Consider the following 21185-nt stretch of genomic DNA (forward strand, 5'->3'; position numbering starts at 1 on the left):
TGTTGTTTGAGCGATCTAATTCTGACGCATGTTCTTATCGGGATCTTGCGTCATCTAATCACGGATGGCCCCTGGTCCGGTAGCGCGACGTCGACGACACGAAACTGTACGCGCTCGGCGCCCTGGTAGCGATCAACCGAGAGCGAGCCCGCGACATGCATCTGCTGGCCGCGATTGGCGAGCAGCGCATTGCCGAGCTTCTGACCGACCGAGCGGAACGCGATGCCGTTGACGATGGCGCCGTCGCCCGACTTGAAGCGCAGGCGCAGATGCGCCTGGCCGACCTCGTCGGCAAACACGAGCTGGTGCGCCGGCAGTGCCAGCACCGGCTCAGGATTGCCGCTGCCGAAGGGACCTGCGCGATTGAGCGTCGTCGCCAGCTCCGGCGTCACCGCACGCGCGGAGACCGCGCCGTCGATGTAGAGCTCGTTGACGTGGCGCGCCTCGGCGACGTCCTGGGCCAGCGCGTTTTCGAGATAGGCGCGGAATTCGGCGAGCTTCTCTTTCCGCAGCGTCACGCCCGCGGCCATCGCGTGGCCTCCGCCCTTGAGCAAAATACCATCGGCGACCGCCTGCCGCACCGCCTTGCCGAGATCCACGCCGGCGATCGAGCGGCCCGAGCCGGTGCCGATGCCGCCGGGCTCCAGCGCAATGGCGAAAGCGGGCCGCGAAAACTTCTCCTTCAGGCGCGAGGCAACGAGACCGACCACGCCCGGATGCCAGCCTTCGGACGCCGTGACGATGACGCCGAGCTTGTCCTCGAGACCGATCGAAGCCAGCGCCTCGGCTTCTGCCTGCGCTTCCGCCGCCTGTTCGATGACGCGGCGCTCGCTGTTGAGACGGTCGAGCTCGGCCGCGATCCGCGCCGCCTCGACACTGTCGCCCTCGAGCAGCAGCCGCACGCCGAGATCGGCGCGGCCGATGCGGCCGCCGGCATTGACGCGCGGCCCCAGCATGAAGCCGAGATGCCAGGCCTCCGGCGGGCCGTTGAGCCGCGCCACGTCCATCAGCGCAGTATGGCCAATATGATCGCGGCGCCGCATCGCGATCAGACCCTTGGCGACGAAGGCGCGGTTGAGGCCGATCAGCGGCGCCACGTCAGCGACCGTGCCAAGCGCAACATGATGTAGCATGCCGAGCAGGTCGGGCTCGGGCATTTCCGCGCTCCAGAAACCGCGCTGGCGCAGCTCGCGATTGACCGCGACCAGTGTCACCAGCACGAGGCCGACGGCGGCGAGATGGCCGAGGCCCGAGAGATCATCGAGCCGGTTCGGATTGACCAGTGCGTCCACCTCCGGCAGCTCGGCGCCGGCCTGGTGGTGGTCGATCACGACCACGGACATGCCGAGCCGTTTTGCTTCCGCAAGCGGTTCGATGCTGGTGGTGCCGCAATCGACCGTGACGAGCAGCGTCGCGCCCTTTGCCGCCAGCCCACGCACCGCTTCGACATTGGGGCCATAGCCCTCAAAAATCCGGTCGGGAATATGGATCAGCGGGTCGAGCCCGCAGTGGCGCAGGTGCCAGGCCAGCAGCGCCGACGAGGTCGCGCCGTCGACGTCGTAGTCGCCGAAGATCGCGACCTTCTCGCCCTTCACCGCGGCATCCGCGATGCGCTTGGCGGCGGCCTCCATCTCCGTCACCGTGAAGGGGTCCGGCAGCAGCTTGCGGATGGTCGGATCGAGAAAGTCGGCGACGGCGTCGATATCGACGCCGCGTCCCGCCAGCACCCGCGCCAGCAGTTCCGGCAGCTGGTGCCGCTGCACGATGGCGAGCGCCTGCGCCGCCCCGCGGGCGTCGAGCCGGTCGCGCCAGAGCTTGTCGGTGAGCGAACGCGCGACGCCCAGGAACGCCTGGGGCGCTTCGACGGGCAAGGCTGTGGCAGGCGGCGTCATGACGAGGGCTATCGGTTGGGAACTTGGGTCCGGGCGATCACGCTGGCGGCCCGGTACTGGCTTTAGGGGATTGGCCGGGAAACCCCGGCGATTTGCAACGGCCGGGCCGCACAAAGCGGTGGATGGCCGGCAGGCAGGCCGGACTGACTATCATTTAGGCATTCCGCCGAACAGCAAATTAAGCAGGCGTTAGGCGGAATCCTCGAAAAAGAATCGTATTCGATCTGACGTGATTTTGTTCCGGGTTCATTGCAGATCTGGCCTCATTGCCAAGGGAAGTCCCCGATGTCTGCTGCGCTGGGTCTGAAAGCCAAGCCGATCGCTACCGAACTCACTGATGATGATTCCGACATCTCCGCGCTGATCAATCGCCTGACCGCGGAGGTCAACCAGATCGCGGTCGACAAGACCAAGGCGATCCAGCAGATCACCAACCAGATGAAGATGCTGGCGCTGAACGCGCTGATCGAAAGCTCGCGCGCCGGTGCGCAAGGCGCGGGCTTTGCGGTGGTGGCGCAGGAGGTGCGCGGCGTCGGCCAGCAGGTCGAGACCATCGCCCGCGAGCTCGAGACCCAGCTGACCAAACGCACCGGCGACCTCGTCGCCTCGATCGACCGCATGAGCCAGCGCTCGCGCGGCGAGCGCATGGTGGACCTGTCGCTCAACGCGGTCGAGCTGATCGACCGCAACCTCTATGAGCGCACCTGCGACGTGCGCTGGTGGGCGACCGACTCGGCCGTGGTCGATTGCGCGGCCTCGCCGGCGCCGGCCGCGGTCTCCTATGCCTCGCAGCGCCTCGGCGTGATCCTCGGCGCCTACACCGTCTATCTCGACCTCTGGCTCTGCGACCTCGACGGCAACGTCATCGCCAACGGCCGCGCGGATCGTTTTCGTGTGGTCGGCCAGAATGTCGCCCACACTAAATGGTTTCGCGAGGCGCGGACCTTGCGCTCCGGCGACGACTATGTCGCCGGCGACGTCGAGAACCAGGCGCTGCTCGGCAACGCGCAGGTCGCGACCTATTGCGCCAGCGTCCGCGCCGGCGGCCAGGCCAACGGCGCGCCGATCGGCGTGCTCGCCATCCATTTCGACTGGGAGCCGCAGGCTCGCGCCATCGTGCAGGGCGTCCGCGTCGGCGACATCGACAAAGCCCGCGTGCTGCTGGTCGACTCGAACCTCCGCGTCATCGCCGCCTCCGACGGCCAGGGCATCCTCAGCGAGCGCATCTCGCTGTCGCTGAACGGCCAGCGCTCCGGCTTCTATCAGGACCGCTCGGGCATGATGGTCGCCTTCCATGCGACGCCCGGCTACGAGACTTACCGGGGCCTCGGCTGGTACGGCGTGATCGTCTGCGGCGCGTAAGGCGCGCGCCGCGCCACAACAAAACGACGAAAACAACCCCATGCACAGTAGGCGGAGGGTTGTTTTTGCTTGTGTTTTTCGCTCGTCGAAACAGCTTTGACGAGGCCGCCCCCCGCGCCCCGGTCGGCCGGCGTCTTGATGCAAATCAACACGGGACTGCCGTCCGGCAAATGATGCTCGTGCGGACGCGCAATCTTCCCGGACGAGCGGCGCCATGGACGAGCTGTCGAAACTTGGCATTGATGCCGGCAGGCTGCCGATCTGGCTTCGCATCGTCGCGGTCGCGGCGCTCGTCGTGCTCACGACCGGCGCGGGCGTGCTGGCGTATCGCTGGTACGCCCAGCCGGTCACGCTGTCGATTGCGGTGGGCTCGCTGGATGGCGACGCCCCCAAGATCGTGTCTGCGCTTGCCAGCCGCCTTGTCGTGAACAAGGCGCCGGTGCGGCTCAAGGTGGTCGAGACCAGCGGCCCGCTCGAATCGGCGACCGCATTCTCGTCCGGCAAGACTGATCTCGCCGTGGTTCGCGGCGACGTCGGCGACCTGTCGCAGGCGCAGGCCATTGTCGTTCTCGCCGAGGCCGTGGCCATGCTCGTTGCGCCCCCCGGGTCGGCCATCACGGATGTCGCCGGCCTGAAGCGCACGACCGTGGGCGTTGTCGCCGGCGATACCAATCAGAGGATCGTCCATGTCCTCACCAAATCCTATGATCTTGACCGCGCCAACGTCGTGTTCAAAAACCTTGCACTGGACGAGGTCCGCCGCGCCTTCGACAGCAAGGAGGTGCGTGCGGTGCTGTTCGTCATGCCGCTGAGCGAGAAATATCTGTCGCTGGTGCGGGGGCTGTTCCCGCAGAACGCCAAGACCGCGCCGGTGCTGATCCCGATCGAGAACGCCGGAGCGATCGCGGAGAAAGAGCGCGCCTATGAAAGCTTCGACATTCCCAAGGGAACATTGCGCGGATCGCCTCCAATCCCCGGCGATGACGTGACCACCTTGCGCGTGAACTATTATGTGGTCGGCAAGAAAGATCTCGACAACGACACGATCGCCGACCTCACGCAGGCTCTCACGGCTGCGCGCAGGGACATTTTGCCGGACTGGCCGATTCTCGCGCAATTCAAGGCGCCCGATACCGACGCGGGCGCCTATCTCCCGGTTCATGCCGGCGCCGCGGAGTACTACAACGGCAGCCAGCAGTCCTTTCTCGACAAGTGGAGCAACGCGATCTTCCTGGCACCGATGGCCCTGGGCGCACTGGCGTCGGTCGTGGCTGCACTCTGGCACTTTCTCAGGGCCGGCGAAGCCAGGCCGCGTCAGCCGGCACTCGACGCGCTCTATGCGCTCGGCGTCAAAATACGGCGCTCGCAAAACGAGGCGGAACTTTCGGAGATCGAAAACCAGATCGACAACGTGCTCCGCGCGCAGCGCGCGAAGTCCGATGGGGATGAGAACACGCTGGATGCAGCCACGTTGAACGTGGCGGCGCACCGTCTCGAAAATCTCATCCATGACCGTAAGGCTGCGCTGAACGCCGGCCATTTGCAGTCAACGCCTCCCGCCGAGGGCCAATCGCAAGTTTAGGCCTGCGTCTCCCGATGACGGTCACAGCATCACATCGCGCTCGCAACGAACGCGACCGGCGTGCCTTTCGCGACGCTGCCAGCGACGCGTTCGGCGTCCCAATTGGTCAGACGCACGCAGCCGTGGGATTCCGCCTTGGAGATCTTGTCCGGCGAAGGTGTGCCGTGAATGCCGTAGCCTTCGGCAGACAAGTTGATCCACACCGTTCCGACCGGATTGTTCGGACCGGGCTTGATCGTAAAGGGCTTGCGCGAATGGACGCCCTTGAAGTGATAAGCGGGATTGTAGCGATAGAACGGGTTCTTGCTGATCTCGGTGACCTTGAGCGTGCCTGAGGGCGACGGCTTGTCCTCGCTGCCGACGGTCGCCGGATAGAATCCGATCAGCGCATTCGACTTGTCGAACAGCTTGACGGTCTGCCTGACCTTGTCGATCTCGACCCGGTCGGCCTTTGCGGACGCACCCTCGCCTGCGCTCGCGGTGTCGACGACGACGATGGTCTCGCCGGCACGATCGAAACGGCGCCCGGGGTTGAGCGCCGCCAGGAGCTGCTCGCTCATGTGGAATTTCTCGGCGAGAGCCTCCCGCGGACTGATGTAGCCGAGCTTCGGGATGTCCTTCATGTCCTCCATCTTCGAGGGCAGCTTGCTCAGGAAAGGACCCGCCACGTCCTGCTCGGTGATGGCATAGGTCAGCGTGATCGGCCGGTCATCCGCCCGCAGCGCCTTCCAGATCTCCTCTGTCGGGGTGTCCGAACCCGGCAATTGCCGGGCTTCCGCATAGGCGCGCAGCGCCTTCTTGGCGTTCTCGCCGAACCTGCCGTCGATCTCGCCGGGCGAGAAATGCGCTCTGTCCAGCAGCACCTGCAGCCGCACGCCCGCCGGGGTCGGCTTCTCGTTCGAGAGCGTCTTCTTCGATGGCTCGGCGGAATTGATGGCATCCGCGGTCATCTCGGCGGCGAACGCCGGCGACGTCGCCAGGGCGAAGACAAGAAAGATGCAGATCTGCCCCGTTTTCGTCAGCGACATCGCCGGCTCCTTTCAACTTTCCAACCGTTGCATGTCGAATCTTCCGGCTGCAGTGCCGATCAGCTCGCGGTACTGGTCTTCGTATTGTCGCGCCATTCGGCGTGCGGTGAAGCGCTCCTCGAAGCGGGCGCGCACCCTCCTTCGATCCAGCTTGCCCAATTCACCGACCGCCTTGACGGCCTGCTCCTCGTTCTCGACGATGAAGCCGGTCAGGCCGTGCTCGATGACCTCCGGGACCGATCCGGAGCGATAGGCGATCACCGGAGTTCCGCAGGCCATCGCCTCGATCATGACCAAGCCGAAAGGCTCCGGCCAATCGATCGGAAACAGCAGAGCGGCGGCTCCGGCGAGGAAGGGCTGCTTCTTCGCGTCGTCGACTTCGCCGACGAGCTCGATCGTCTCGCCGTCGATCTGAGGCTCGAGGTGTTTCTTGAAGTAGGCGGTCTCGGCGCGCGGAATCTTCGCGGCGATGCGGAGAGGCATGCGGGATGCGCGCGCAATACGAATGGCGTCCTCCGGACCCTTGTCTGCCGTGAGGCGGCCCAGAAACGCCAGATAGGATCCCTTCTCATCAAAGGGACGCAACAGCTCCGACGGCAATCCGTGCTGGATCGTCTCGCTCCATTTCGCATCCGGAAGCGGCAGACGCTGGTGATCGGAAATGGACACGAAGCTTGCATCCGGGAACTGCCGAACGACGTCAGGCAGTCCCGGCAAGTCGAGGCGGCCGTGCAGGGTCGTCAGGAACGGCACCCCGAGGCGACTGAGTAACGGCAGGTGCAGCCAATCGATGTGGGCGTGGATCACGTCAAAATCCCTCGCTCGCTTCGCAATCGCTTCCGTCAGCATCGCGCAGGCAGCACTGGGATCAGCGCCCTTCCGGCCAAGACGCAGCGCACGGGGCCACACCGGGTGAAGCTTGCCGGTCGTTCGGGAGTCGCCGCTCGCAAACAGCGTGACGTCGTGGCCGAGCTTGACAAGCTCATCGACCAGCCACGCGACCACCCGCTCGGTGCCGCCGTAGAACTTCGGAGGGACGCTTTCGGCGAGGGGAGCGAGCTGAGCGATGCGCATGAGAGCCTGCTACACCGCTGAACGGAGGATCAGCACGATGGCTGCGGACAGAAGGTTCGAAATCGCAAGCAATGTCCAATCCGGCCTTGCGCTTCCGCTCGCCAGCCGACACGCGAGGCTCTCAATGATCCCTAGCATTCGTCACCGGAAAGCCGCTCGAGATAGGCTAGCCCGAACCCCGCGAGGTCCTGGGCATCACCATTACTCTCGCGTGCTTCCCGCCTCCCTTGCAGATGACGCTCAAGGAGACAGCGACGGCCATCCGCAGCATCGACATCGCGATGCCGGGCGCGGTACACGCACCATGCGGTATCAACCGCTGTTCGTAGCGGGCCGTCGTCGACCATGTTCCCAGCTCCGAGGTGGAGATGTTCATGGAACGCCAACTCGTTGCGGCGGCGGAAGTTTCCAGTATTTCCCGAAAGTCTAATCCTTCGCGCAAGGCGAGCGCAGTCGGCACGCGCTCCCTTGGTGCGTGCAGATCAGACGGTGCGTCGCGCCGCCATCTCCGCAGCGAGCAGCAAGGCAGCGCGGCTGGCGCCGATCGATGCGATGCCTTGTCCCGCGATGTCGTAAGCGGTGCCGTGCGCGGGCGTGCAGATCGGGAATGGAAAGCCGCCGAGCAAGGTCACGCCGCGATCAAACCCCATCAGCTTCATCGCGATCTGGCCCTGGTCGTGATACATCGTCAGCACCGCATCGAAGGCGCCGCCCTTGGCGCGCAGGAATACGGTGTCGGCCGGGAACGGCCCCTCGGCGGCAATGCCGTCGCGCTGCCCGGCTGCGACCACGGGCGCAATCACATCGATCTCCTCGCGGCCGAAATTGCCGCCATCGCCGGCGTGCGGGTTGAGACCGGCGACCGCGATGCGCGGCCGCGCGAAACCGGCATTGCGCATGCAGGCATGGGTCAGCTTGAGCGCGCGATGAATGCGCTCGCTCGACAGATTCGCAGCGACGTCTTTGAGCGGAATGTGGGAGGTGACCCGTGCGTTCCAGAGCCGGTCGAGCACGTTGAATTCGCTCGCCGGCGTCTTGAGACCGACTACCTCGGCCGAGAATGCGATCTCGTCGTCATACTCGGCGCGGGCAAGTCGCATCGCCTGCTTGTTGAAGGGGGTGAAGCAGACGGCATCGACACGGCCGTCGCGGCCGAGTTCGAGCGCGTGCTTGTAGTTCGCCAGGGCGAATTTGCCGCCGGCAAGCGTCGCGGTCTTCGGCTCCACGTCGTTGGGATCGAGATGGCGGAGATCGACGAACAGCGCATCGCCATGTGCCGCACGAAATTCCGTGCCCTGTCCGACCGTGGTCAGCTCCGGCGTGACGCCCGCCACGCGCGCACCCTGGTCGAAGATGCGGCGGTCACCGATCACCACGAGGCGGCAGCGGGCGCGGATGTCGTCCTGCACGACCAGCTTCGCCGTCAGCTCCGGGCTGATGCCCGCGGGATCTCCCATCGCCAGTGCAACGAGCGGCTTTGCGGTCATATGATCACCTTCTCCTGAACTGTCGTCTCGTTGGCGGATGGCGCGGGCTTGCGCAGCAGGCGCGCGAGCTGCAACGCGAGCGGAAGCAGCAGCAAGGCGATCCCGCCCACGATCAGGCACGTCACCAGCTTGTTCGCGAAGAAGATGCCCAGGGAGCCCTTGGATAGCAGCATGGACTGACGGAACGCATCCTCGGCCTTGTCGCCGATCACGATCGCGAGCACGAGCGGCGCCAGCGGATAGAACAGCTTCTTGAAGAGATAGCCGACGATGCCGAAGCCGAGCATCATGACGACGTCGAGATAGGAGTTCGACACCGAATAGGCGCCGACGACGCAGATGATCACGATCAGCGGCGCGATGACCACGAAGGGAATCCGCATCAGGGCGGCGAAGACCGGGACGGTCAGCAGCACCAGCGCGACGGCGACGATGTTGCCGACATACATCGAGGCGATCAGGCCCCAGACGAAGTCCTTCTGGTCCACGAACAACATCGGCCCGGGATTGAGGCCCCAGATCATCAGCCCGCCCATCATGACGGCGGCGGTCGCGGAGCCGGGAATGCCGAGCGAGAGCATCGGCAAGAGCGCGCTGGTACCGGCGGCATGATCAGCCGTCTCCGGCGAGATGATGCCTTCGACCTCGCCGGTACCGAAATATCGGCCGCGGCGGGAGAAGCGGCGGGCGATGCCGTAGCTCATGAAGGAGGCCGCGGTCGGGCCGCCCGGCGTGATCCCCATCCAGCAGCCGATTGCGGCGCTGCGCAGCAGTGCAACGCTATGCCTGGGCAGGCGGCCGACGGCACGAAACACCTCGCGCCAATCGATCTTCGAGGACACGGCGCGGGCATGAAATTCCTCCTCGACCGCGACCAGGAGCTCGCCGATGCCGAACAGGCCCATGACCGCAACGACGAAGCTCACGCCCTTGACGAGTTCGTCGACCCCCATGGTGAGACGCACGCTGCCGGACACCGTGTCGATGCCGATGGCGGCGATGGCAAAGCCGATCGCAAGCGCCACAACGGTCTTGATCGGGGCCGCACCGCCCATGCCGACGAAGCTGGCGAAGGCCAGGAAATAGACAGCAAAATACTCCGGCGGTCCGAAGGCGAGCGCGACCTGCGCCACCCAGGATGCGAGGAAGGTGATCAGGATGACGCCGATCAGCGCGCCGAACGCCGCAGAGCCGAAGGCGGTGGCGAGTGCCGTGGTCGGCCGGCCGTCGCGCGCCATCGGATAGCCGTCGAAGGTGGTCGCGACCGAGGACGGCTCGCCCGGAATGTTGAAGAGGATCGAGGTGACGGAGCCGCCGAACAGCGCGCCCCAATACATGCTGGAGAGCAGGATGATCGCCGAGACCGGCTGCATGCCGAAGGTCAGCGGGAGAAGCAGAGACACGCCGTTCGGCGCGCCGAGCCCCGGCAGCACGCCGACGAGAATGCCGAGCAGCACACCGACCGCCATCAGCACCAGATGCGGCACCGTCACCGCGATGGTGAAACCGTGGAGGAGCTCCTGGAGATTGTCCATCGGCCTCCCCCTCAGAATCCGAGCGCGGCGGCGAGCGCGCCGTGCGGCAGGCTGACCTGGAACATGCGCTCGAACACGACGTAGAGCGCGAGCGCCGTGGCCGCCGACATGGCCAGCGCACGCGGCACGGACTGGTGCCTCGGGATCGCCAGCACCGCGAAGACATAGCCAGCCGAGGCGAGATACATGCCGAGCAGCGGGATGGCGGCGACGAAGATCGCGGCCGGCACGAACAGGCCCGCGAGCCGGCGCAGCTCGAGCGGCGTGATCGCGATGCGAACGTTGGCGAGCGAGGCAGCCGGCAGCACGCCGCGCACCAGATTATAGAGGCTCCCAAGCACGATGATGATGCCGGTCAGGAACGGAAAGGTGCCGGCGTCCACCCCCGCACTCGACCAGCCGATGCCGTTGTCGAGGCTGGAGACGACGACGGCCGCACCGAAGCTGCCGGTGAGGATGGCGGTCGCAAGCTCAAGCGCGCGGCGTGAGATCATCGAGGGCTCCAGGCGAGCGGCGGACCCAGCATTGGGTGTCGTCCCGGCGAACGCCGGGACCCATAACCCCAGGGAGAAGTTTGACGAGGACTGGAAGCCAAGTCGGTACGACGACCACCCCTCCTCGATAAATCACGCGGTATGGGTCCCGGCGTTCGCCGGGACGACGGTGGAGATTGTGGCGCGAGCCCCGCCTCACTTGACGAGCCAGCCCTGCTCGCCCGCGACCTGCTTGACGTGCTCGAGGTCCTCCTTGATGAACTTGTCGAACTCGGCGCCGGTCAGGAACGTGTCGACCTGGGAGGTCTTCTCGATGTAGTCCTTCCATTCCGGCGTTGCCTGCACCTTCTTCATCAGGTCGACGTAGAACGCGGCCTGGTCCGGCGTGACCTTGCCGGGCAACCACACGGTGCGCGGCTGCTCATATTGCTTGATGTCGAGGCCCTGCTCGACGCAGGTCGGAACATCGCTCCAGCCTTCGCTCGCGGTGACCTTGGGCCCTTGCGGCAACCGCTTGGGGCTGAACACGCACAGCGGCCGCTGCGTGCCGCCGCGCCATTGCCCGATGCTTTCGCTGGGATTGTTGACGTGGGAGTCGAGATGTCCGCCGGCGAGCTGCACGGCGGTCTCGGCGCCGCTCTTGAACGGGATGTAGGTCAGCTTGACCTTACCCGCCTTCTCGATCATGCGGGTCAGCACCTCGTCGGTGTCCTTGGACTGCGCACCGCCCATCCTGAACTCGCCCGCCGCGGCCGCCTTCAGATAGTCGCCCGCGTTCTTGTAGGGCGCGTCCTGCTTGACCCAGAGCAGGAACTCGTCCTGCGCCATCGCCGCGATCGGGGTGAGATCGGTGTAGTTGAAGGCGACCTTGGAGACGAGCGGCTGCTGCCAGGCATTCGACGTGCCGAAGATGACCTTGTAGGGATCGCCCGCCGAGGCCTTGCCGTAGACATAGCCTTCGGCGCCGCTACCACCGCCCTTGTTGACGACGACGATCGGCTGCTCCGTCAGCTTGTGCTTGGTGATGATGTTCTGCACCGCGCGTGCGAGATTGTCGGTGCCGCCGCCGGGGCCGGCGGTGGCGACGAACTCGATCGGCTTTTGCGGTTGCCAGGCGGCGAGCGCCGGCATGGTGCCGGCGAGCACGGTCGCGGCCGCGGAGAGCAGAAATGTTGACGTCCGACCCATGATTTCCTCCAGCTGATTTTTATCTTTTGTTCTTGTCGTATCGACGCCCGGTCAGGCGACGCGTTCCTCGCGTCTTTCCAGGGCCGAAACGATGGCGCCTTCTTTTTCGAGCGCTTCGATTTGTGCCTCGTCGAACCCGTATTCGGCCAGCACTTCGCGCGTATGCTCACCATAGACCGGCGCGCCGGACAGCACTTTGCCTGGGGTCTCCGAAAACTTGACGGGAAGCCCGATCGTCTTCACGGGGCCGAGCATGGAATGATCGACCTCGACCACCATCTCGCGCGCCAGCGTCTGCGGATCGCTGAGCGCCTCCAGCATGTCGTGGACGGGGCCGCACGGCACGCCTCTCTCGTCGAGTGCCGCCAGCCAATGCGCCCGCGATTGGTTGCGGAAGCGCTCGCTCAGGACCGCTTCGAGCTCCTTCAGGTTCGCCATGCGGTCGGAACCGTTGACGAAGCGCGGATCGGCGGCGAGCTCGCTCGCGCCGAGCGCTTCCAGCATCAAGAGCCAGTGCTTCTTGTTGGCGCCGCCGACCACGAGCCAGCCGTCCGAAGCTTCGAAGGCCTGATACGGCGCGTTGAGCGGATGGGCCGAGCCCATCGCGCGCGGCGCGGTACCCGCGGCGAGTGCGATGGTGGATTGCCAATAGGTCTGCACCAGCGCGGCCTCGTAAAGCGAGGTCTCGACCCACTGCCCCTCGCCGGTCTTGAGGCGATGGGTGTAGGCGGCCAAAATGCCCATGCTCGCGAGCAGACCGGCGGTGATGTCGGACAGCGGCGGGCCGCATTTGACGGGCGGGCCATCCGGGCGCTCGCCGGTAAAGCTCATGATGCCGCTCATCGCCTGCGCGACGAGGTCAAATCCCCTGCGGTGCTTGTAGGGGCCGGTGCGGCCGAAGCCCGACAGCGAGCAGTAGATCAGCTTTGGATACTGCTTGTGCAGATCCTCGTAGCCGAAGCCGAGGCGCTCCATGGCGCCGGGCGCGAAATTCTCGACCAGCACGTCCGCATCCGCGATCAGGCGCCGCAGCACCTGTTTGCCGCCGTCGGTCTTGAGGTCCAGCACGATGCCGCGCTTGTTGCGATTCATCATCAGGAAGGAGGCCGCCTCCTCGCCGATCTTCGGCGGCACCGAATGACGGGTGTCATCGCCGTTGGGCGATTTCTCGATCTTGATGACGTCGGCGCCCATGTCGGCGAGCATCAGGGTGCAGGTCGGCCCCGCCATCACATGGGTGAGATCGACGACCTTGAGGCCGGCCAGCGGTCCCGAACGGCGAGAGGTGGATTGCGAACTTTGCATCGGGGGCGTCCTATTGCCCGCGCCATTGCGGCGCGCGCTTGTTGAGGAAAGCATCGAGCCCTTCGCGAAAGTCCTGGCTCGTGTAGCACATCAGGATGAGGTCTTCGCCCTCGTCCGGGGTCAGCCGCCGTTGCAGGCGGGCGACCGCCTGCTTGGTCGCATTCAGCGTCAGCGGCGCATGACTGGCGAGTAGCCGGGCGACCTCCTCAGTGCGCCTGTCGAGCGCTGCGATGTCGTCGACGACCTCGCCGAGCAGTCCGACGCTCGCGGCCTCCGCGGCGTCGACCAGGCGCGCGGTGAAGATGAGATCCTTGACACGGGCGGCACCGACCAGCGCGGTGAGACGGCTGACATTGGACATCGACAGGCAATTGCCGAGCGTCCGGGCGATGGGGAATCCGATTTTTGCTGTTTTGGTGCCGATGCGGAGGTCGCAGGCCGCGGCGATGCCGGCGCCGCCGCCAGTGCAGAAGCCGTTGATCGCGGCGATGGTCGGCACCCGGCATTGCTCGAGCGTCGTGAGCACACGGTCGATCCGGTTCTCGTAGTCGATCGCGTCCTGCGGCGTCCTGAATTCGCGGAACTGGTTGATGTCGGTGCCGGAGGCGAAGGCTTTGTCGCCAGCCCCGCGCAGCACCAGCACCTTGATCGATTGATCGCCGTTGGCCTCCTCGCAGATCGCCGCGAGGCGCTCATACATGGCGAAAGTGAAGGCGTTGCGCGCCTGCGGGCGGTTGAAGGTGATCCGCCCGATGCCGTCGTTGCATTCAAAAACGAGGTCGTCCGCCTCCGCAGCCAGGTCCATTTCCTCATGTCCTCTTGTTTTTTACATTTTTGAATGCAAAATTTGCGATTAGCAAGCCGGAACTTCCAAATTTTCACGCTTTCCGGGATTTTTGAATTCAAACTGGAGCCACACGTCCCATGCTTCACGAGGAGGTCGTCGGCCGCATCCGCGCCATCCTGCTCGACGGTGAGATCCCACCGGGCGCGCGGATTCCCGAGCGCGAGCTGTGCGAGCGGCTCGAGATCTCGCGCACGCCGCTGCGCGAGGCGCTCAAGGTGCTCGCCGCCGAAGGTCTGGTGCAGCTCCTGCCCCATCGCGGCTCGCGCGCGGCAAAGCTGACCGACAAGGACATGCGCGACCTGTTCGAGGTCTGCCAGGGCCTCGAAGCGCTCGCCGGCGAGCTCGCCTGCGAGCGCATCAGCGACGCCGAGATCGGCGCGATCGCCGCCGCGCATGACGAGATGGTACGGCATTATCGCGAGGGCGATCTGATCCAGTACTATCGCGGCAACCGCGCCATTCACGAGGCCATCGTCGCCGCGGCCGACAATCCCGTTCTCGCGGGGCTCTATGCCTCCGTGACCGCGCGCATCCGCCGCGCGCGCTACGTCACGCCGATGACGCCGCAGCGCTGGGCGCTCGCCGTGAAGGAGCACGAGGCGATCCTGAACGCGCTGCAGCGCCGCGACGGCGCCGGCCTCTCCCACATCCTGCGTGCGCATCTGCGCCACAAGCGCGAGGAGGTCTTGCAGGCCGGCTTTGCCGAGACCGAAGCAAACGACCTCGGCTTGCGGATCGCGTAAGCTTTTTGCAGCGTCGATTCAGCGGACACAATCGCGACACAATCATTGATTGTTTCCTGCTCACCTGCGATCACCGCCAATCCGTTTCCTCTTGCGAGCGTGTCTGAACCAGCGCAGCATCGCACTGCTGGCCTAAGGCCGCATCACGCGCGAAAATCGCGCGGATCAAAACAGAAAATGGAGGAACGGATGACACTTGATGTCTCGCGTCGGTCCCTGCTCGCGCTCGGTGCCGGCCTTGGTGCCAGCGCGCTTCTTGGCAGCAGTGCGATCGCACGCGCGCCCAAGCTCGGCACCCAGACGCCCTACTGGCACCGCTTCGTTCTCGGCGATGCCGAAGTGACCGTCGTATCCGACGGACCGCTGCCGCTCGGCGATCCCTCCGGCACCTTCACCGGCGTTCCCAAGGAAGAGGTGAAGAAGATGCTGGCGGACAATTTCCTGTCGCCCGACAACGTCGTGCTCGAGCAGAACTCACCGATCGTGAACACCGGCGACAAGCTGATCCTGTTCGACACCGGCATGGGCTCATCCAAGATGTTCGGCGCCACCACTGGCCGGCAGCAGAAGAGCATGATGGAGGCCGGCATCAAGCCGGAGGACATCGATGCGGTAGTCTGCTCGCACGCGCATATCGACCATATCGGCGGCATCGTGGACGACGGCGGCAAGCCGCTGTTTCCGAACGCGCAGATCTACATCTCCCAGAGCGATTTCGACTTCTGGACCGACGAAGGCAAGATGGGGAGCGCGGCCAAGGACTTCGTCGTGCACGCGCGCAAGAACCTGCTGCCGGTGCGCGACCGCATCGTGTTCTTCAAGGACGGTCAGGAATTCCTGCCCGGCGTGCAGGCGATCGCGGCGCCCGGTCACACCGTCGGTCACACCATCTTCATGGTCTCCTCGGCCGGCAAGTCGTTCGCCTTCCTCGGCGACCTCTCGCACCATTCGGTGCTCTTGTTGGAGCGGCCGCGGATGGAATTCTCCTACGACACCGACCCGAAGCAGGCGGCGGAGTCGCGCGTGAAACTGCTGACCATGCTGGCGGCCAACAAGACGCCGGTGATGTCCTATCACTTCGCCTGGCCCGGCTACGGCCATGTCGCCAAGGCCGGTGAAGGATTCCACTATTATCCCGAACCGATGCAGATGACGCTGTAGCCAGTGACATCGCGCCCGGGTCGCCGTGCGCGGCCGGGGCGCCGTTATCTGATCCGCGCGCGCGACGGAGGGGAATGATCGCTGACCCATTCCCCTCCCCGAACACATCTGGAGCATTTTTCGGCAAGGCAGGCCCGTTCCAGGCAAGAGCCCGCCGTATTGCTCGGCTAAGACTCTGCTCGCATCATTCATCGCCGCGAGGGAACGCCCCTGGCGCACTCGCGGTCGAAAATGCCGAGGAGACATGCCATGAAGATCGTCGTGATCGGCGGTACCGGTTTGATCGGATCCAAGCTCGTAGCGAAGCTGAAGCAGCAGGGCCACGAGGCCGTGGCCGCCTCGCCGAAGTCGGGCGTGAATGCCGTCACCGGAGAAGGTCTCGCGGCCGCGCTGGCCGGCGCTGACGTCGTGGTCGACGTCGCCAACGCACCGTCCTGGGAGCCGGCCGCCGTGCTCGAATTCTTTCAGCAGTCGAGCAAGAACCTCGCGACGACGGAGGCCGCGGCGGGCGTCAAGCATCACGTCGCGCTGTCGATCGTCGGCACCGATCGCTCGCCCGACATCGCTTATTTCCGGGCCAAGCTCGCGCAGGAGAGCATCGTCAAGGCATCGTCAGTGCCCTACTCGATCGTGCGCGCCACGCAATTCTTCGAATTCCTCGGTGCCATCGCCGAGACCGGCGCGGCTGACGGGCGGGTCGTCGTTCCATCGGCGGCGTTTCAGCCGATCGCATCCGACGACGTGGCCGCTTGTCTCGCAGAGGTCGCGACGGGGCAACCGCTCAACGGCACGATCGATATCGCCGGACCTGAAAAGGCGCCCTTCAACGAGTTCGTTGCGCGCCGTTTGAAGGCGGCGGGCGACAGCCGCCCCGTCGTGGGCGACGCCAAGGCCGGATATTACGGCTCCCCCATCGAGGACACTTCGCTGGTCCCGCTCGGCGAGGCCAGGCTTGGGAAGACGCCACTCGCAGCATGGCTGGCGACGGTCTGAGGATTCAGGTCACGGCAACGAAGGACATCCCATGCGCAGACTGTTGATCGCGACGGCCGCGTGCGCCGTCGTCTTCCTGCCGGCACAGGCCGCCGAGACGCAGCCGGCAGCGAAATCGGCCAAGGTGAGCGTGGTGTTCGACCATGCTCTGCCGAATGTTCCGGGCAAGAGCATGAAGGGCGTGCTGGTCGAATATGGTCCCGGAGGCTTCTCACCGGCCCACATCCACGCGCGCTCCGCGTTCATCTATGCGACGGTGCTGGAGGGCGCGATCCGAAGCCAGGTCAATGACGAGCCCGCAAAAGTCTATCAAAAGGGCGAGAACTTTTTCGAGAAGCCCGGCGATCGCCACGCCGTCAGCTCCAACGCCAGCGACACCGAGCCTGCGAAGCTGCTGGCCGTGTTCGTGGTGGACACGGCAGACACCGAGCTCACGACGCCGATCTCGAAGTAGCGCCGGCTGCAGGGCCGCCAAACGGGCTCGATGTGCAATTTCGCATTCGCCCGATTATCCTTGCCGTCCTCTGTCGGCTGAATTGATGGCGCGTTAGACGTAAAGCTCTCCTGCTTCGCGTTCCACGAGCAGATGCGCTCGCCCTCAAGCAGCCAATGGAGACCATCATGACCAAACCCGGCATCGTTTTCGCACACGGCCTCTGGGCTGACGGATCGTGCTTCGGCAAGCTGATTCCGACGTTGCAGGCCGAACGCCATGAGGTCATGGCGAGCCAGCACGGCCTCGATTCACTCGCAACCGACGTTGCCGCCGTGACGGCATGTCTTGGCCGCGTTCCGGGGCCAGTGGTCCTCGTCGGCCACTCCTACGGCGGCACGCTGATCACGCACGCCGGAACCGATCCGCGGGTCGCCGCGCTGGTCTACATCGCCGCGCTCGCGCCCGATGCCGACGAAACCTCCCAGAGCCAGCTTGCCAAGTTTCCGACGACGGAGGTGTTCAGCCATCTCGATGCGCCGCAGGGGCGCATCTGGCTCAAGCCAAGCGGCCTCAAATATTTCGCGGGAGATCTGCCCGAGGCCGAGCAGAAGCTGGTCTATGCGACTCAAGGAGCGCCGGTGGCAGACCTCTTCAACCAGAAGGTCGGTGGCACGGCGTGGAAATCCAAGCCGAGCTGGTATGTCCTCGCGACCCAGGACCAGACCGTTCACCCGGACCTGCAGCGCTCCGTCTCGAAGCGCATGAACGCCACGGTGACCGAAGTCACCTCGTCCCACGTCCCCATGCTGTCGAAGCCGGATGTGGTCCTGGACGTGATCCGCAAGGCCGTGAGCGCGGTCTCCAAGAGCTGACATCGGCAGGCCCGGCGACGCGTGTCACCCGGGCCTGTGATCTATTCCGCTGGCTCCGCGACCGCAGCGGGCGTTGCGGCGGTACCGGTCTGCTTGCCCGGAAATATCCTGCGGACCAGCACGAACAGCGCGGGTACGAAGAAGATGCCGAGCACGGTTGCCGCGATCATGCCGCCGGCAACGCCGATGCCGACCGCGTTCTGGCTGGCGGAGCCGGCCCCCGTCGCCACCGCCAGCGGCAGCACGCCGAGGATGAAGGCGAGCGATGTCATCAGGATCGGGCGCAGGCGCTGGCGCGCGGCGTGCAGCGTCGCCTCGACCAGGCTACGGCCGGCCGCGATCTGCTCCAGCGCGAATTCGACGATCAGGATCGCGTTCTTGGAGGCGAGACCGATCGTGGTCAAAAGGCCGACCTGGAAATAGACGTCGTTGGCTTGGCTAAACAGCGTCGCCCCCACCAGCGCGCCGAGCACGCCGATCGGCACCGTCAGCATCACCGCGAACGGCACCGACCAGCTCTCGTAGAGCGCGGCGAGGCTGAGGAAGACGATCAGCAGCGAGATCGAATAGAGATACAGCGTCTGGCTGCCGGTCAGCCGCTCCTGGAACGACAAGCCGGTCCATTCGTGGCCGTAGCCCTTCGGCAGCCTGGCGATCTGCTCCTCCACCGCCTGCATCGCGACGCCGGAGCTGATGCCCTGCCCGGCCTGGCCCTGCAGCTCGACGGCGGCAACGCCGTTGTAGCGCTCGAGGCGCGGCGAGCCGAAGCTCCAGCGATCGGTGGCGAGCGCCGAGAACGGCACCATGGAGCCTGAGGCATTGCGGACGTACCAGCGGCCGATGTCGCTGGTGTCCATGCGGAACGGCGCATCGCTCTGCACATAGACCTGCTTGACGCGGCCGCGGTCGATGAAGTCGTTGACATAGGCGCCGCCCCACGCCGCCGACAGCGTGGTGTTGAGGTCGCTGAGGCTCACGCCGAGCGCGGTGGCCTTGGCCTGGTCGACGTCGAGGTTGAATTGCGGCGTGTCGTCCTGGCCGTTCGGCCGCGCCTGCGCCACGCGCGGGTCCGCCGCGAGCTGGCCGAGCAGCTGGTTGCGCGCCTTGATCAGCGCCTCGTGACCATTACCGCCGGTGTCCTGGAGGTAGAGGTCGAAGCCGCCGGCATTGCCGAAGCCGGGGATCGACGGCGGCAGCACCGCGAACACCATGGCGTCGCGGATCTTCATGAACGCGCCCATGGCGCGGCCCACCACGGCCTGCGCCGACGTCCCCGGATGCTCGCGCTCGTCGAACGGCTTCAGGCTGACGAAGGCGAGGCCGACATTCTGCCCCTGCCCGGCGAAGCTGAAACCGCTGACCGCGAACACGCCCTCCACCGCATCCTTCTCGTTGTCGAGGTACTGATGCTCGACCTGCTTGATCACGTCGAGCGTGCGCGCCGAAGTCGCGCCGACCGGAAGCTGGATCAGGGTCATGATCGTGCCCTGATCCTCCTCGGGCAGGAACGAGCTCGGCAGCCGCTGAAACAGGACGACCATGGCGGCGACGATCGCGACGAAGGCGATGATCACGCCGGCGATGCGCCTGATCGCGGCGCCTGCAGTGCGCTGATAGCCGTCCGCCATGCGGTCAAAGCCGCGGTTGAACAGGCCGAAGAAGCCGGCTTGCGTGCCGTGATGCTTCGGCGGCTTCAGGATGGTCGCGCACAAGGCCGGCGTCAGCACCAGCGCCACCAGCACCGAGAGCAGCATCGCCGTGACGATGGTCAACGCGAACTGCCGGTAGATGATGCCGACCGAGCCGTTGAAGAACGCCATCGGGATGAACACCGCCGAAAGCACGACGCCGATCCCGACCAGCGCGCCGGTGATCTCGCGCATGGATTTCTCGGTCGCCTCGCGCGGAGAGAGATGCTCCTCGACCATGACGCGCTCGACGTTCTCGACCACGACGATGGCGTCGTCGACCAGAAGGCCGATCGCCAGCACCATCGCGAACATCGTCAGCGTGTTGATGGAATAGCCCGCGAGCGAGAGCACGCCGAACGTGCCGAGCAGCACCACCGGCACCGCGATGGTCGGAATGATGGTGGCGCGCCAGCTTTGCAGGAATACGAACATCACGACGAAGACGAGCGCGATGGCCTCGAACAGCGTGTGGATCACTTTCTCGATCGACAGCTTGACGAACGGCGTGGTGTCGTAGGGATAGACGACGCGGAGCCCCTCCGGCATGGTGGCACCTAGCTGGGCCACGCGCGCCTTCACCGCTTCCGAGGTCGCGACCGCATTGGCGCCGGTCGCAAGGCTGATGCCCATGCCGGCGGCCGGCTTGCCGTTGTAGCGCGCGGCGGAATCGTAGGACTTCGAGCCGAGCTCGACACGCGCGACGTCGCCGATGCGGACCGTCTGGCCCGATGTCGCGGTGCGCAGGATGATGTCCTTGAACTGCTCGACCGTCTGCAGGCGGCTCTGCGAGGTGATGGTAGCATTGAGCTGCTGGCCGCCGACCGACGGCAGTCCGCCGAGCTGGCCGGCCGTGACCTGTGTGTTCTGGGTCTGGATCGCCGCGATCACGTCGCCCGGCATCAGATTGTACTTGGTCAGCTTGTCGGGATCGAGCCAGATGCGCATGGCGTATTCGGCACCGAACAGCGTGACCTGGCCGACGCCGGCGACGCGGCTGATGGGATCATTGACCGACGAGGCCACGTAATCGGCGATGTCGCTGGCGGCGAGCCTTCCGTCCTCGGAGACGAAGCCGAGCACCATCAAAAAGCTCGCCGACGACTTCACCACCTTGATGCCCTGCTGCTGCACGACCTGCGGCAGCAAGGGGGTTGCGAGCTGGAGCTTGTTCTGCACCTGCACCTGGGCGATGTCGGCGTCGGCCTCGTTGGTGAAGGTCAGCGAGATCTGCACGACGCCGGTCGAGGTGCTCGACGACGACATGTATTGGAGATAGTCGAGGCCCGTCATGTTCTGCTCGATGACCTTGGTCACCGAGTTCTCGGCCGTCTCCGCATTGGCGCCGGGATAGGTCGCCGTGATCGTGACCACGGTCGGCGCGATCTGCGGGTATTGCGCGATCGGCAGCCGCATGATCGCAAGAACGCCGCCCAGCATGATCAGGATGGCGATGACCCAGGCGAAGATCGGCCGTTTGATGAAGAAATGCGACATG

17 protein-coding genes are annotated in these 21185 nt (G+C 65.4%); 7 read left to right on the forward strand and 10 right to left on the reverse strand.

Annotated elements, in window-relative coordinates; genetic code table 11:
- Window positions 1–50: 50 nt before the first annotated feature.
- Window positions 51–1892, reverse strand: a complete 1842-nt coding sequence (gene recJ / locus IQ16_RS33475; protein WP_018641755.1) for a single-stranded-DNA-specific exonuclease RecJ — start codon at window positions 1890–1892, stop codon at window positions 51–53.
- 285 nt (window positions 1893–2177) lie between these two features.
- Between recJ and IQ16_RS33480 the strand changes: the two genes are divergently transcribed.
- Window positions 2178–3254, forward strand: a complete 1077-nt coding sequence (locus tag IQ16_RS33480; protein WP_018641754.1) for a methyl-accepting chemotaxis protein — start codon at window positions 2178–2180, stop codon at window positions 3252–3254.
- Window positions 3255–3468: 214 nt separating this feature from the next.
- Complete coding sequence (locus IQ16_RS33485) at window positions 3469–4836, forward strand: TAXI family TRAP transporter solute-binding subunit (RefSeq protein WP_018641753.1); 1368 nt, start codon at window positions 3469–3471, stop codon at window positions 4834–4836.
- Window positions 4837–4865: 29 nt separating this feature from the next.
- Here IQ16_RS33485 and IQ16_RS33490 read toward each other — a convergent pair whose 3' ends face one another.
- From IQ16_RS33490 to IQ16_RS33530, 8 genes are all read right to left on the reverse strand, one after another.
- Window positions 4866–5864 (reverse strand): L,D-transpeptidase family protein, encoded by a 999-nt coding sequence (locus tag IQ16_RS33490; RefSeq protein ID WP_018641752.1) that lies wholly within the window; start codon window positions 5862–5864, stop codon window positions 4866–4868.
- A gap of 12 nt (window positions 5865–5876) precedes the next feature.
- Window positions 5877–6938: a glycosyltransferase family 4 protein gene (locus IQ16_RS33495; RefSeq protein ID WP_018641751.1), complete on the reverse strand. Its 1062-nt coding sequence runs from the start codon at window positions 6936–6938 to the stop codon at window positions 5877–5879.
- Between the two features lie 482 nt (window positions 6939–7420).
- Window positions 7421–8425, reverse strand: a complete 1005-nt coding sequence (locus tag IQ16_RS33505; protein ID WP_018641749.1) for a 4-hydroxythreonine-4-phosphate dehydrogenase PdxA — start codon at window positions 8423–8425, stop codon at window positions 7421–7423.
- On the reverse strand, window positions 8422–9960 hold the full coding sequence (locus IQ16_RS33510) for a tripartite tricarboxylate transporter permease (RefSeq protein ID WP_018641748.1): 1539 nt from the start codon (window positions 9958–9960) through the stop codon (window positions 8422–8424). Before IQ16_RS33510 ends, IQ16_RS33505 begins: the two co-directional genes overlap by 4 nt.
- An 11-nt stretch (window positions 9961–9971) precedes the next feature.
- Window positions 9972–10454, reverse strand: coding sequence for a tripartite tricarboxylate transporter TctB family protein (locus IQ16_RS33515; RefSeq protein WP_018641747.1), 483 nt, complete (start codon window positions 10452–10454; stop codon window positions 9972–9974).
- Between the two features lie 195 nt (window positions 10455–10649).
- Entirely contained in the window at window positions 10650–11642 is a 993-nt protein-coding gene (locus IQ16_RS33520) for a Bug family tripartite tricarboxylate transporter substrate binding protein (RefSeq protein WP_018641746.1), read from the reverse strand.
- 51 nt (window positions 11643–11693) lie between these two features.
- Window positions 11694–12947 (reverse strand): CaiB/BaiF CoA transferase family protein, encoded by a 1254-nt coding sequence (locus IQ16_RS33525; RefSeq protein ID WP_018641745.1) that lies wholly within the window; start codon window positions 12945–12947, stop codon window positions 11694–11696.
- 10 nt (window positions 12948–12957) lie between these two features.
- Window positions 12958–13752 (reverse strand): enoyl-CoA hydratase/isomerase family protein, encoded by a 795-nt coding sequence (locus IQ16_RS33530; RefSeq protein ID WP_018641744.1) that lies wholly within the window; start codon window positions 13750–13752, stop codon window positions 12958–12960.
- A gap of 119 nt (window positions 13753–13871) precedes the next feature.
- Here IQ16_RS33530 and IQ16_RS33535 point away from each other — a divergent pair, with 119 nt between their 5' ends.
- The 5 genes from IQ16_RS33535 to IQ16_RS33555 all read left to right on the forward strand — a co-directional run bounded on the left by IQ16_RS33535 (window position 13872) and on the right by IQ16_RS33555 (window position 17999).
- Window positions 13872–14537 carry a GntR family transcriptional regulator gene (locus IQ16_RS33535; protein WP_026311802.1) on the forward strand — a complete coding sequence of 222 codons (666 nt, stop codon included), beginning with the start codon at window positions 13872–13874 and terminating at the stop codon, window positions 14535–14537.
- Window positions 14538–14726: 189 nt separating this feature from the next.
- The gene (locus IQ16_RS33540; protein ID WP_026311801.1) at window positions 14727–15698 is read left to right on the forward strand and encodes an MBL fold metallo-hydrolase; all 972 of its coding nucleotides are present in this window, start codon (window positions 14727–14729) and stop codon (window positions 15696–15698) included.
- Between the two features lie 249 nt (window positions 15699–15947).
- Window positions 15948–16691 (forward strand): SDR family oxidoreductase, encoded by a 744-nt coding sequence (locus tag IQ16_RS33545; protein ID WP_018641742.1) that lies wholly within the window; start codon window positions 15948–15950, stop codon window positions 16689–16691.
- A 31-nt stretch (window positions 16692–16722) separates the two neighbouring features.
- The gene (locus tag IQ16_RS33550; protein WP_018641741.1) at window positions 16723–17145 is read left to right on the forward strand and encodes a cupin domain-containing protein; all 423 of its coding nucleotides are present in this window, start codon (window positions 16723–16725) and stop codon (window positions 17143–17145) included.
- A gap of 167 nt (window positions 17146–17312) precedes the next feature.
- Entirely contained in the window at window positions 17313–17999 is a 687-nt protein-coding gene (locus IQ16_RS33555) for an alpha/beta fold hydrolase (RefSeq protein ID WP_145831986.1), read from the forward strand.
- 41 nt (window positions 18000–18040) lie between these two features.
- Here IQ16_RS33555 and IQ16_RS33560 read toward each other — a convergent pair whose 3' ends face one another.
- Window positions 18041–21184, reverse strand: coding sequence for an efflux RND transporter permease subunit (locus tag IQ16_RS33560; RefSeq protein WP_018641739.1), 3144 nt, complete (start codon window positions 21182–21184; stop codon window positions 18041–18043).
- Window position 21185: the final 1 nt, after the last annotated feature.

Source organism: Bradyrhizobium huanghuaihaiense (genome assembly GCF_007830635.1).
Lineage (GTDB): Bacteria > Pseudomonadota > Alphaproteobacteria > Rhizobiales > Xanthobacteraceae > Bradyrhizobium > Bradyrhizobium huanghuaihaiense.

Excerpts from the sequence above, each read along its gene's own strand:
- recJ (WP_018641755.1), bottom strand. The coding sequence starts at position 1,892 with ATGACGCCGCCTGCCACAGCCTTGCCCGTCGAAGCGCCCCAGGCGTTC.
- IQ16_RS33480 (WP_018641754.1), top strand. The coding sequence starts at position 2,178 with ATGTCTGCTGCGCTGGGTCTGAAAGCCAAGCCGATCGCTACCGAACTC.
- IQ16_RS33485 (WP_018641753.1), top strand. The coding sequence starts at position 3,469 with ATGGACGAGCTGTCGAAACTTGGCATTGATGCCGGCAGGCTGCCGATC.
- IQ16_RS33490 (WP_018641752.1), bottom strand. The coding sequence starts at position 5,864 with ATGTCGCTGACGAAAACGGGGCAGATCTGCATCTTTCTTGTCTTCGCC.
- IQ16_RS33495 (WP_018641751.1), bottom strand. The coding sequence starts at position 6,938 with ATGCGCATCGCTCAGCTCGCTCCCCTCGCCGAAAGCGTCCCTCCGAAG.
- IQ16_RS33505 (WP_018641749.1), bottom strand. The coding sequence starts at position 8,425 with ATGACCGCAAAGCCGCTCGTTGCACTGGCGATGGGAGATCCCGCGGGC.
- IQ16_RS33510 (WP_018641748.1), bottom strand. The coding sequence starts at position 9,960 with ATGGACAATCTCCAGGAGCTCCTCCACGGTTTCACCATCGCGGTGACG.
- IQ16_RS33515 (WP_018641747.1), bottom strand. The coding sequence starts at position 10,454 with ATGATCTCACGCCGCGCGCTTGAGCTTGCGACCGCCATCCTCACCGGC.
- IQ16_RS33520 (WP_018641746.1), bottom strand. The coding sequence starts at position 11,642 with ATGGGTCGGACGTCAACATTTCTGCTCTCCGCGGCCGCGACCGTGCTC.
- IQ16_RS33525 (WP_018641745.1), bottom strand. The coding sequence starts at position 12,947 with ATGCAAAGTTCGCAATCCACCTCTCGCCGTTCGGGACCGCTGGCCGGC.
- IQ16_RS33530 (WP_018641744.1), bottom strand. The coding sequence starts at position 13,752 with ATGGACCTGGCTGCGGAGGCGGACGACCTCGTTTTTGAATGCAACGAC.
- IQ16_RS33535 (WP_026311802.1), top strand. The coding sequence starts at position 13,872 with ATGCTTCACGAGGAGGTCGTCGGCCGCATCCGCGCCATCCTGCTCGAC.
- IQ16_RS33540 (WP_026311801.1), top strand. The coding sequence starts at position 14,727 with ATGACACTTGATGTCTCGCGTCGGTCCCTGCTCGCGCTCGGTGCCGGC.
- IQ16_RS33545 (WP_018641742.1), top strand. The coding sequence starts at position 15,948 with ATGAAGATCGTCGTGATCGGCGGTACCGGTTTGATCGGATCCAAGCTC.
- IQ16_RS33550 (WP_018641741.1), top strand. The coding sequence starts at position 16,723 with ATGCGCAGACTGTTGATCGCGACGGCCGCGTGCGCCGTCGTCTTCCTG.
- IQ16_RS33555 (WP_145831986.1), top strand. The coding sequence starts at position 17,313 with ATGACCAAACCCGGCATCGTTTTCGCACACGGCCTCTGGGCTGACGGA.
- IQ16_RS33560 (WP_018641739.1), bottom strand. The coding sequence starts at position 21,184 with ATGTCGCATTTCTTCATCAAACGGCCGATCTTCGCCTGGGTCATCGCC.